A 12,102-nucleotide genomic window follows, 5' to 3' on the forward strand; every position below is an offset into this window, starting at 1 on the left:
GCGAATATGCTCTATTGCTATGCTAAAGCATTATGACGCTTTAGGCAGGGTTAATCTTGCTACTCGGCCGTCGGAAAACGCAGCTAAACTGACGTTATTACCATCGAGACTGATACTGGCTACTTGAGGCGCACCCAGGATCACTTTAAAAGGTTTTGTACCACGGACTTCTATTCTTTGTGCCGCATTTTTCACACCATCAACCATCACTTTGCCATTGGCATCAGTTACGTTAACCCAACAGTCACCCGAAAGTTCAATCGTTAACACACTCTCAGAACTTGATACGCTCGTCTCTGTTATGGTTGACGATGGCGTACTCGGTTGAGTTAATGCCTGAGTTGAGCTCGCCGCGTTTTGCGCTGTTTGGATAAGATTATCTTCAGCTTCGATCGCAGCCCTGCTAGCTGCATCAGTTGAACTATCGATGCCTTCAGTCACATAATCTGACTCACTGGTGGTGTTTTCAGCTTGCGATTGTCCAGATTCACTGCGAATGATTTGCTGCGGATCAAGCATGCTACTTTCCGCGGCAATTTCTTCAACGGTTGGCTGTGATAAATCAACATTTGTCAGTAACGATGATTTTTGGACCCACCATAACACCAGCATCGCTATTAATATGGCAACAATAAGGTAAGTCACTAAATTAAGCCGACTATTGCGAGCTTGATGGATCGTCTTACGTGAAAAACTTTGCATTACCGGTGCCACGATTTCAGGCACTTGACGGCTTAAACATTGCTGTATTACAGCCATGTCGGCGCTAACAAAACGAGCATAATTCTTAATATAGCCTCTCACATAAGTGATAGAAGCTATATTAATAAAAATATCATTTTCAAGATCATCGATGATCTTGGGACGTAAATGCAATTGGGTTGCAACGGTCTCAATCGAGATCCCCTTTGCTTCGCGAGCCGCTTTTAAAATGGTGCCGGCTGTCACTACGTCTTTTAACAAATCCGCTTTTTCTGCGTCTTGTTCTACTTCGAATTCATTAGTCATTAATTCAAGTTAGCTCTATAATTTTTGGCTTGTGGAGATGCAGGAAACTTCGCAATTAATAAAATGCCAAATCGTTTTACGGCCTCTACATCGTTCGCCGCCCGCTCAATCTTAATCCCTAAGGCTAAACTTTCTGCTGATTCACTAGCAACTCGATGGTATCTTGCGAGTTGTTCGCGCGCATTGCCGTAGTCAGCATCTTCCATGGCTAACTCGGTTAGTTCTAACAACGTTACTTGCCGTCTTTTATCATACTTTAACGCCATATTAAAATACTGTCGCGCTTTTTCTTTATCACCTGCTTTGCGACTGCACACCCCTAAGTTTTCATAACTCGATGCTGTGCGGGTATATTTAGGTGTTTCAATCGCAGCAAGAAACATTTTCTCAGATTCGACAAATTTATTTTGTTGACACAAAAACACCCCAAAGTTATTCCGCGCATCACCAGTGACATCACTAAAGCTAATGGCCTTTTCGTATGATGCTTCGGTTCGCTCTAAATCACCTACGGTTTGGTAATAATAAGCCATTGCCATATGAACTTCGCTGGTATTGGGTGCATATTCAACTGCTTTATTTAAATTATACTTAGCTTGTTCGCTATTACCACGATTTAGATAAGTAAGTCCGAGATGCATACGCTCTCTAGCGGCCCCCTGCTTATCAAACTGACGTTCAGCTACAGGGATATCAGTACCACTGTAGGTACGCTCAGTCACACAAGCAGTGACAGACAAAGCCAATAAGGTAATCAGACCAACCTTTTGCATTCCGTGCATCATTTATAAGCCTATTATCTATGTAAACAACGAGTTATTCCATTGTGACTGAAATCTGATTCTGTTGCATTTGTTTTTTTGCTAAACGCTTTGTTCTATCACGAATATCACCCGCTAACTGGCCACAAGCAGCATCAATATCATCCCCACGGGTTTTACGCACAATAACGGTGAGGCCATGTTCTATCAATACTTTAGAAAAACGGTCTATGCGTGAGTTAGATGAACGGCCGTAAGGAGAACCAGGATACGGGTTAAACGGAATTAAGTTAATCTTACATGGAGTATCTTTCATTAACGTTGCAAGTTCATGCGCTTGGTCTGTGCTGTCATTAATATGATCAAGCATCACATATTCAACCGTTACGCGGCCGCGATTTGCATTAGACTTTGCTAAATAACGACGAATGCCCGCTAAAAATTCTTGTAATGGATATTTTTTGTTAACCGGAACCAACACATCGCGCAGTTCATCATTAGGGGCGTGGATACTAACCGCTAATGCCACATCAATAACGTCACCGAGTTTATCAAGCGCAGGTACCACACCAGAGGTTGATAAGGTCACGCGACGTTTAGATAAACTAAAGCCAAAATCATCAAGCATAATATCCATCGCAGGGATCACATTGGCAAGGTTAAGCAAAGGCTCACCCATACCCATCATCACTACGTTAGAAATGGGTCTATCGCCGGTGTCTTTATGGAAACCTAAAAATTGCGATACTCTCCAGACTTGACCGACGATCTCCGATACCGTTAAGTTACGGTTAAAACCTTGCTGACCAGTAGAGCAGAAAGTACATTCTAAAGCGCAACCCACTTGCGACGACACGCATAACGTCGCGCGGTCCTCTTCTGGAATATATACCGTTTCGACTTCTTGACCCTGACCAACATTGATCGCAAATTTAATGGTGCCATCAGCAGACTCTTGAAAATTAGCAATTTCAGGCGCAACAATTTCATATTTCGCAGCCAATTTTCCACGTAGAACTTTGTTTATGTTGTTCATTTTTTCAAAATCAGTGACCCCAAAGTGATAAATCCACTTCATTAACTGATCGGCACGAAACGGTTTTTCGCCCATTTCACTGAACAACGCACGTAGTCCTTTACGATTAAAATCTAATAAATTGATTTTTTTTACACTCATCTGCCTAACCTCAAAACACCAAAACCTGTAACAGGGCGGCGAATTATACAGTTAGCATCACGTTTTAGCCAGTATCTCGAGCATCGAGTTTACTCAATATATCTAGTATCGTGTTCGTGTCGTGTTTTAGCCACTGTCGCGAGTCCATCGAGTTGACTCAATATCGCTATTGTCGTGTTCGTGTCGTGTTTTAGCCACTGTCGCGAGTGCATCGAGTTTACTCAATATCGCTATTGTCGTGTTCATGTCGTGTTTTAGCCACTGTCGCGAGTCCATCAAGTTTACTCAATATCGCTATTGTCGTGTTCGTGTCGTGTTTTAGCCTCTGTCGCGAGTCCATCGAGTTGACTCTGTATCGCTAGTATAGTGTTTTAGTTACTGTAGAGAGTGAATCGGATGTTTACTCAGTATCGCTATTGTCGTGTTCATGTCGTGTTTTAGCCACTGTAGCGAGTGCATCGGATGTTATGATAGAATTGATACAGTTTATTTAGTCTACCTCGAGGAAGTTTCTACTTACATTTATGTTAACTCTTTTTTTGATTGTCTTTTTTGCTATTTTCATTTCATTTCTATGCAGTATTTTTGAAGCAGTCCTCTTATCTGTTACTCCAAGTTATATCGAAACCCTCAAAGAAACTCACCCCTTTATTGCTGCACGCCTCGATAAGCAAAAGCAAAATATTGATTCTCCATTAGTCTCTATCTTAACGATAAATACCATCTCACATACCATGGGGGCTTCTGTTGCTGGTGCAAAGGCGGCCATCATATTTGGTAGTGAAATGCTTGGCGTATTCTCTGCTGTTCTGACTTTTTTAATTTTATTCTTCTCAGAAATCATTCCTAAAACCTTAGGGGCTAATTACTGGCGCAAATTGGCTCCATCGGTATCACTATGTTTATATTGGATGGAAAAGATGACGATGCCTTTAATTTGGATGACTCAAAAAGTCACCAATCTCTTCGGCAAAGGCGAAAAAGGTCAATACATTCGTCAAGAACTCAGCGCAATGACCCAAATGGGGAAAGACAGTGGCGAATTAAGTGAGCAAGAATCACAGATGTTAACGCAAATGTTGTCGATGAAAGACATGCACGTCAGTGACATCATGACCCCCCGCACAGTGATTTTTAAATTACCAACTCACATCACTAATGAGCAATTTATCGACCAGTATTTGTCCAGTACTTTTACCCGGATCCCGATTTATCAAGGTGATCGTGACAATGTGATTGGTTATGTCAATCGTAATGATATTATACTTCAGTCTCGCCAAGCCCCAGATACTGAAATTGGAGAGCATTTAAAAAATTTACTCGTCGTCCCCTCTTCCGTAAGAGTATTGCCGCTGTTTCAATTAATGATCAATCGTAGTTCAAAAATCGCCTTGGTGGTTGATGAATACGGTTCAAGCGAAGGCATTGTGACGATTGAAGATATCATCGAAACCTTAATTGGTTTAGAAATCGTTGACTCAAAGGATTTAACGCCCAATATGCAAGCATTGGCGCGCAAACTTTGGCAACGACGGATAAAAAGTAAAGGTTTAGTCATATACGATGAAAATAATATGGGTTAATTGAGCCTCCGTTATTGGCTATAAAATCAGACTAACCAATTATTAACATTCAATTTATAGCCTTTTTTATACCAACTGAATGATGTATATTCAAATTTATCTTAATCATTAACAATGTTAACAGCAATTCGATTAACTAATTGTTAAAAAAGGTGTTTTACCATTGTTAACCCACTAAACTTGTTGTGATCACGGGGCTAATAGTCAATCCTGCGTTAGCCTCAATCCATACCATAGTACAGTGTAAATATGTCGCATTATTATCTATAACCTCATCTCTGGACAATCCTTAAGATAATAAACCGTTCTCAAATCGCTTTTTGTCCCGCGATCGAAGTGGCATTGACTTGCAACAACAGCGCTATTATCGCCTTTACTCGCAAAACAAAAGGCAAGGTTAATAAACCAGACAACACGCTAATTTATATCACTTTATCTTACTTATACCAGAATTGAAGTTAAGTACGATCAATAAAAGACTCTTAGGTATTCTGTTTCTGCGTTACATGGCAACTCTTGCGCCAACAAGCTTAAATTGAAAGACCAGGGGAAACGCTGAGTGATTACATATTTAATGAAATGGGTATAATATACCGACATTAAATTGAGGGAAAAAATGCCAAATATTTATCGTTTATCTATTGCTCACATTAATGACACTCATTCTAACTTCGAACCTAGTCCAGTCCATTTTAGCCTGACAGCCCAACAGCACACTTATAAACTAGAAGCCCATTCTGGTGGCTATGCGCGTTTAGGTTATCAAATAGAACAGGCAAGACAGCAAGCCGCGGCCCAGCAAACTCCATTTCTATTTTTACATGGCGGCGATAGCTTTCAAGGCACTTTATATTTTAGAGAGTTTAAAGGTGCAGCCAATGCCCATTTACTAAACCTGCTAAAGCCCGATGCTATGGTCATAGGTAATCATGAAATCGATGCGGGTAACAGCCCTGTTCAAGCGTTTTTAAATCGTATCGATTTTCCGATATTAGCCGGTAATATGGATTTAAGTCAGGAAGACCGCCAGAAAACAGGCCGACTTTATGGCCATCCAATGCTATACGACTTTGATGACTCAACTGAAACGGCCAAAGTATTAATTAAGCCGTTTTATGATACCAAGCTAGCGATAATTGGCATCACTCTTGATCAAATGCGCTTAATTGCCAGACCGGATCCTGATACCCACTTTGTCAATGCCATCGAGACCACGGAGCGAACAATACAACGCTTGCACCAACAAGGTATTCATCACATTATCGTCCTGAGCCATTTAGGCTTAGATCAAGATAGGGAACTGGCCGCAAAAGTTGATGGCATAAGCCTGATTGTAGGTGGTCACTCGCATACGCTCCAAGGCGAGCTGAGTGATATTGGCCTGAGTAATATCCCTTATGGCGAAACAATTAATTCAACGCCGATTTTACATGCCGGTAAATATGCTGAAACGGTTGGTTTAGCTGAAATATGTTTTGACCAACAAGGTAAGGTTGTCGAACTGTTGGGTAACAATTACTTTATGCTCGATAACAAGATTACCGTAACCACAAAACAAGGCACTGTTGCTGACAGTCATACTTCAGCGGCATTAATTGAACAACTTTTTAGTCACCCTTGTATTAAAGATGCCCAACATGATGAAGAGATCCACTCGGTCATTCACACCCAATATAGACCATCATTAGACGCAATAGAAAATCAAATTCTAACCCATATCCCGCGCGATTTTGTCCATACTCGCCTGCCCAGTAAACATTTTCCTCACGGCAGTGAAATTGCGCCTTGGGTCAGTAGAAGCATGTATAAAGCCGCAAAAAATATTGAACCGAATATTGATTTTGCCCTCCATAATGCTGGCGGTGTTAGACAGTCGTTGAATAAAGGCCAATTGTCATTAGCGGATGTAGTAGGACGGATTTTACCTTTTGATTTACCCCTGACCTTGTACCAAATCCAAGGGAAATATGTCATTGAAGCGCTTGAGTCTTCAATTAACTCGGCAACCAATAATGGTATTATGGGTACTGGCGCAGGTAGTTTTCCTTATCCTTACGGATTGCGTTACTTCTATGATGGTAAGCAAATTAAAGGGCAACGGATCACCCAAGTCGAAATTTACAAACAAGATCAATGGCAAACCCTTGATCCTAAAAAGCTGTATCTCGGGGTATCAAGTTCTTATACCGCTGCGGGTAAAGAAGGATATGAGGCATTGTTGCTGGCACATTGGCAACAATCGATAACGGATCAAACATTACCAGAAGCGTTTATCGATTTTGTCAGTCAATATGGACACCTCATTAACGGACTACTATTGGCCAATGTACATTATATTAGCCACCGCGATTAAACCAGCATGCCTAACAGCTGGGAGACCGCAATAATTCGTAGTAGATCACAGACCTCAGTGAACAGAGATGGTTAAATAGCATAAAGTTGAGCGAATCTCGTTATCCATTATCATCTGTAGATAAAAAATAGGAATACATACATGAAAGCTAAATTAATCGCATTTGCAGCAGCGGCCACCTTGGCTATAGGTGTATCTTCAGCATGGGCACAAGGCGCTTTACATCAAGCTGAAGTTCTCGACACCATGAATGGCGGTGGTTATACCTATGTTCAGTTAAAAGAAGCTGACAAAACATACTGGGCAGCAGGTCCGCAAACTGAAGTAAGCAAAGGTGACAAGGTCGAAGTGTCAGAGCAAATGTGGATGAGTGACTTTAAAAGCTCAAGCCTCAACAGAACATTTGATAAAATCATGTTTGTTGGTGATATTAATAAAAAATAGTACGTTTTATTGCTAAAACCTTACATAATTGACCAATCTTATCGATTGGTCTTTTTTATGCAAAATTCATTTCCTCATCCTTATCAAATCGTGGATTTTTCTGCGTCAAATGCAACTCAAATCAGTCAATTGTACCATTGTGCCGTGCAAGGTATTATTCATCCAAGATACCCAAAATTAAAACTCAATGCATGGTCCTCAGCACCCCGTTCCGCTAAATTTTGGCAACTAAGATACAAACGAAATAAAGCATGGTTAGCGCTTGATAACCAGCACGTTATTGGCTTTATTAGTGTGGAAACACACTTTAAATATCAAGGTTACATAGACTGCTTATATGTGCACCCCAACTACCAACACCAAGGCATCGCCAGCGCCTTATACAGTCACTTACAGCATTGGGCAATACAGCAACAATATTCCAACCTCAGTGTTGATGCATCATGCTTATCTAAGCCCTTGTTTGAAACCATGGGCTTTATCTTGCAACACACAAGCTATCAGCAAAAACGCGGTCAAACCTTTACCGGCTTTTACATGAAAAAACCTATTCTAAAAGCCTAGGTGCTAGGACGCTTCGCGGCTAGATCCTATAACAGCGGTAGAACTAGAGCTAGAACGATAACTGCACGCCATTGCGTGGCCTCAAAAAGGGCGCTAACGAGCGAACGCTTTGACCGCTTTATTTAGCAGCGTAGCGATCTAGCAGGACGCAGTCCGCCCTAGCCTCTAGGCTGTTACGCTTGTTATCGCTCTTCCCTGCTTTATTTAGCAGCGTAGCGATCTAGCAGGACGCAGTCCGCCCTAGCCTCTAGCCTCTAGGCTGTTATCGCTTGTCATCGCTTGTTACCCGCTTCAACGCTTTAACAGCGGTTGTAGCATTTCTTCCAATCCATTGAGTTTCACTTCATACATTAATGCGAGTTGCTCACCGAGCTTGCCCTCTGGAAAACCTTTAGAATGAAACCAGACCAAATACGGTTCAGGTAAATGCAATAATTTACGTCCAGCATATTTACCAAATGGCATGGTTTGATTAATCGCTTCTAACAATTGCTGCTCATTCATCACTATGGCTCCAGGCCTTTGATTATCAATAAGGTTATTGTATTACCCATCACATTAACTATTTTATCAGCTCAGAGTCATTTTCAAAACTGCTTTAGGCTACGCCAAATCAACAGATAATGGATCTGTTTGCTATAGCGGGCCGTAAAGGCACCAGCAACGGAATAGCATAACTGACGGATGTCGAGTTAATGGCCATTCATGTCAAATCAGCACCAAGTTCACTTCAAAAACAAGCTCAAGTGACAATATCGAGCATTAATAAAGCGACTAATAAAGCCACTGCTAAAGTAAATGCTAAAGTTAAATACCCTATTTGACCTCAATTCTGGTTAATAAACGCTTATCAAACAGCCCTTAGCTTAAAAATAACCCATTTAGCTGCATCATCAAGTTATATCAATTAGCTATATTAAAATCATCCTATAGTCATTTAATGTATATAAATTGGTTATCTCGTTGCTGCCAATATTAAAACGGTGTCAGCACACTGGATTGTTAACCGTATTTAACTGGCGTAAGTCATTATTAAATTTAACCTTTAAGTAACATTGACGCATGTAAACTAGCGCCGTCAATTTTCTGTCTAAACACTCAACACAGTCAAATAACCGCCCAGATGACATTAATAAAAAACTGTCAAAAATCAACTAATTGACTAAACCCGCATCCATAATTACAGTGAGTTATCAATTACATTTAACGATGTAAGTTAATTTATATTGGGAGGGCAACGTCCATGATCATATTAGTTGGTGGTGAAAAAGGCGGCAGTGGTAAAAGCTGTCTTGCGCAAAATATTGCGGTATTCCTGACCAAAGAGGCGAATGCAAGCGTGATTATGGTCGACTGTGATCCACAACGAACCACATCAGACTGGATCCAAGCCCGTAACAATAATCCTAAATTACCTGCTATTAACTGCGTGCAACTCTATGGAAAAATTCGTAATGACTTACTCAGCTTAGAGCAACATTACGACTACGTTATTGTCGATTGCGGTGGCCAAGATAATTTAGCCCTTAGAGCAACCATGTCAGTGGCATCCCATGTGTTAATGCCATTACGCCCCAAACGACGCGACTTAAAAACCGTCAGTCATTTAGACGATATCGTCGCCACTTGTTTGATGATTAACCCAAAAATGAAAGCGTCATTCGTGATCACGCAGTGCCCAAGTTTACCTAATCAGGCAAGCAGAATTATAGAAGCAAAAGATGTTTGTCGTACCTACGACATTAACGTGTTAGATGCGGTTAACTACAGTCGTAATATTTACGACGATAGTGAAGAATCGGGATTATCTGTATTTGAATTAGAGCCAAAAGGTAAAGCGGCATTAGAAATGCGCAGTATTGCCTGCGAATTACTCGAAATTACCGATGCAAAACAACTCATCGAACAGCGCAATACTGCATCAAATGTGACCACATTGAGAGGAAATTATGGGACTAGCCGATCTCAAGAAAAACGCTTCGTTATGTAAAAATACCACTAACATTGCGGTATCGATTGATGACTTTATTGCGGCAGCCGATTTATATGCTGCGGGTCAAGACCGTCCTCAACATGATGCAAAGCAAACAATTACGACAACCAATGCCGATAACCAGAGCAATATAATCGATTTTCTACAGCGTAAATATCCACAGTATCTTGAACCAATGGTGTCTGCGAATAAAAGCAAAAAACAGCCTTACAAACACTGTACATTTACCTTAAGTGAAACGGCAATAAATGAACTAACATTACTGAGCCAACAAGGAGTCATAGCAAAATCAAAACTCATCAGGCAATTGATTTCACAACATTTCAGTCTATCACCACAACAACAAAAAATGTTAGAGGCTAATTTTTCAGACCAGTAATACATCTTAAATACACCTAATAATTGCAAATAAGTACTCTTTTCTCCCCACCCTTTTGCTGGCAACAAATATGAGGTTAATATTTGTTAGTCAGTGCTTTTTTTTAAAGTTTAATGCCTTCATTCCAACCAAAAAGTTAATAGCCGACACCCTGATCACTATTTAGTTTTCACTAAAGCTTGAATTTGTTCAATCGCTACCCCATTAATTATTAATACTCACAGTATGAAAAAATGAGCAATGCACTCATCGGCAAGCTCCAGTAATCAATAATGATGGGTTCGAGACAATAATTTAACTCCCCTTCGACCACCAGGACATGTCTATGATCGCGATTATAATATTGCTCGTTATATCAATGATAGCCGTGGGGTGGATCGTCAGTAGTCAATGGCGTATCAACCGTCAACGTAATATCGTCACCCGTCAGCCATTTCCCACACGATGGCGTAACATATTGAAAACCCGCTTTCCATACTTTAAAGCCATGCCGACGGATTTGCAGCTTCAGCTCAAAAAACATATTCAAATCTTTATCGATGAAAAACAATTTGTGGGTTGTAACGGATTCGAAATTAATGACGAAGTAAAAGTCACCATCGCAGCCCAAGCCTGTTTATTATTACTCAACCGTAAAACCGACTATTACCCTAAACTGAAGCAAATTTTAGTCTACCCAAGTGCATTTATTGTTGAGCAAAACCGAACTGGCCTCGGGGGAGTACAATCGACCCAACGTAATGTCTTGCTAGGTGAATCATGGGAGTATGGTAAAGTTGTTTTATCATGGAACAGCACTGTAGAAGGCGCGGCAGATCCATTTGATGGCAGTAATGTGGTCATACACGAATTTGCTCATCAACTTGATCAAGAAGATGGCAGCGCCAATGGCGCTCCTCCACTGCGAGATATCACTTCATATCGCTCATGGTCAACAACACTGGGGCAAGAGTTTCAGCAACTTCAGTATTGCGCTCAGCATCATATCCCGTCATTATTCAATTATTATGGCGCGACCAATCCGGCGGAGTTTTTTGCGGTGATCAGTGAAACTTTTTTCGAACGACCTGTAGAGTTTTATCAACAACATCAACAATTGTATAAAGAATTGAGCCAATTTTATCAGCTAGATCCCATAAATTGGCACTAGAATACTAATAGTAAAAACATCATAATAATTCACAATATGAAAAGGGATACTATGCAATCAATTATCCACCGACTCGGTTTTATTGCCGTGTTAATGACCACAGTGACGGCTTTTGACTTACACGCAACGCAGGCGGAAGAATTAACCACAGAACAAAGTCAAACCGAGCCGAAAAATGAACACGTGAGTCAACAAGTGAGCTCCGAAAGCGAAGCTGTGATTAAAGACATCAATCAAAAAAACGAGTTAATTGACAGCCAAGGTTTATCTGCAAAAGACAGCCAAGCTGTTAGTGGCTTATTAAATCAATTACATGAAAGTGCTGCTGCAGCAGACTGGAGTACTTATTTTAGTCTTTATCACCCACAAGCCGTGTTTATTGGCACCGATGCATCAGAGCGTTGGAATATGATTGAATTTGAGCGCTATGCTAAACCCACTCAAGGTTGGCACTACGATGTAAAATCGCGTCACTTGTTACAAATTGACGATACGATTGTATTTGACGAACAGCTCTACAGCCCAGCTTATGGCGTCAGCCGTGGTACTGGCGCGTTAGTACAAACAGTTGATGGTTGGAAAATTGCTCAGTATCATTTGAGTTTCCCAATCCCAAACGACAAAGCTAAACGTATTACCAGCTTAATTATGCAATAAGGATTTAAGGATATGGTGGCCATTGTCGATTAT

At 40.8% G+C, this 12,102-nt stretch carries 12 protein-coding genes; 8 read left to right on the forward strand and 4 right to left on the reverse strand.

Annotation, left to right across the window (positions count from 1 at the left end; all coding sequences use genetic code 11):
* Positions 1-30: 30 nt before the first annotated feature.
* The 3 genes from EGC80_RS20740 to EGC80_RS20750 are packed head-to-tail and all read right to left on the reverse strand — an operon-like array spanning position 31 to position 2,946.
* Complete coding sequence (locus EGC80_RS20740; protein ID WP_124011990.1) at positions 31-1,008, reverse strand: RodZ domain-containing protein; 978 nt, start codon at positions 1,006-1,008, stop codon at positions 31-33.
* On the reverse strand, positions 1,008-1,793 hold the full coding sequence (gene pilW, locus EGC80_RS20745) for a type IV pilus biogenesis/stability protein PilW (RefSeq protein WP_101032401.1): 786 nt from the start codon (positions 1,791-1,793) through the stop codon (positions 1,008-1,010). The genes EGC80_RS20740 and pilW overlap by 1 nt, the downstream gene beginning before the upstream one ends.
* A gap of 31 nt (positions 1,794-1,824) precedes the next feature.
* Entirely contained in the window at positions 1,825-2,946 is a 1,122-nt protein-coding gene (locus EGC80_RS20750) for a bifunctional tRNA (adenosine(37)-C2)-methyltransferase TrmG/ribosomal RNA large subunit methyltransferase RlmN (RefSeq protein ID WP_124011991.1), read from the reverse strand.
* A 524-nt stretch (positions 2,947-3,470) separates the two neighbouring features.
* Here EGC80_RS20750 and EGC80_RS20755 point away from each other — a divergent pair.
* From EGC80_RS20755 to EGC80_RS20770, 4 genes are all read left to right on the forward strand, one after another.
* Positions 3,471-4,529 carry a hemolysin family protein gene (locus EGC80_RS20755; protein ID WP_124011992.1) on the forward strand — a complete coding sequence of 353 codons (1,059 nt, stop codon included), beginning with the start codon at positions 3,471-3,473 and terminating at the stop codon, positions 4,527-4,529.
* 616 nt (positions 4,530-5,145) lie between these two features.
* Complete coding sequence (locus EGC80_RS20760; RefSeq protein WP_124011993.1) at positions 5,146-6,882, forward strand: bifunctional metallophosphatase/5'-nucleotidase; 1,737 nt, start codon at positions 5,146-5,148, stop codon at positions 6,880-6,882.
* 141 nt (positions 6,883-7,023) lie between these two features.
* Positions 7,024-7,326 carry an NrfJ gene (locus EGC80_RS20765; RefSeq protein ID WP_101032405.1) on the forward strand — a complete coding sequence of 101 codons (303 nt, stop codon included), beginning with the start codon at positions 7,024-7,026 and terminating at the stop codon, positions 7,324-7,326.
* 57 nt (positions 7,327-7,383) lie between these two features.
* On the forward strand, positions 7,384-7,890 hold the full coding sequence (locus EGC80_RS20770; protein WP_124011994.1) for a GNAT family N-acetyltransferase: 507 nt from the start codon (positions 7,384-7,386) through the stop codon (positions 7,888-7,890).
* A 291-nt stretch (positions 7,891-8,181) separates the two neighbouring features.
* Here EGC80_RS20770 and EGC80_RS20775 read toward each other — a convergent pair whose 3' ends face one another.
* A complete protein-coding gene (locus EGC80_RS20775) occupies positions 8,182-8,394 on the reverse strand; it encodes a DUF3820 family protein (protein ID WP_101032407.1) in 213 nt (70 codons plus the stop codon).
* 739 nt (positions 8,395-9,133) lie between these two features.
* On the opposite strand from EGC80_RS20775, the gene EGC80_RS20780 reads away from it, so the two are divergent.
* The 4 genes from EGC80_RS20780 (at position 9,134) to EGC80_RS20795 (ending at position 12,069) form a co-directional block, all read left to right on the forward strand.
* Complete coding sequence (locus EGC80_RS20780; RefSeq protein ID WP_124011995.1) at positions 9,134-9,880, forward strand: AAA family ATPase; 747 nt, start codon at positions 9,134-9,136, stop codon at positions 9,878-9,880.
* Positions 9,840-10,262, forward strand: coding sequence for a hypothetical protein (locus EGC80_RS20785; protein ID WP_101032409.1), 423 nt, complete (start codon positions 9,840-9,842; stop codon positions 10,260-10,262). The genes EGC80_RS20780 and EGC80_RS20785 overlap by 41 nt, the downstream gene beginning before the upstream one ends.
* A gap of 325 nt (positions 10,263-10,587) precedes the next feature.
* On the forward strand, positions 10,588-11,412 hold the full coding sequence (locus EGC80_RS20790) for a M90 family metallopeptidase (RefSeq protein WP_101032410.1): 825 nt from the start codon (positions 10,588-10,590) through the stop codon (positions 11,410-11,412).
* Between the two features lie 51 nt (positions 11,413-11,463).
* Positions 11,464-12,069 carry a nuclear transport factor 2 family protein gene (locus tag EGC80_RS20795; protein WP_124011996.1) on the forward strand — a complete coding sequence of 202 codons (606 nt, stop codon included), beginning with the start codon at positions 11,464-11,466 and terminating at the stop codon, positions 12,067-12,069.
* Positions 12,070-12,102 lie beyond the last annotated feature (33 nt).

The organism is Shewanella psychromarinicola, assembly GCF_003855155.1.
Taxonomy (GTDB): Bacteria; Pseudomonadota; Gammaproteobacteria; order Enterobacterales; family Shewanellaceae; genus Shewanella; species Shewanella psychromarinicola.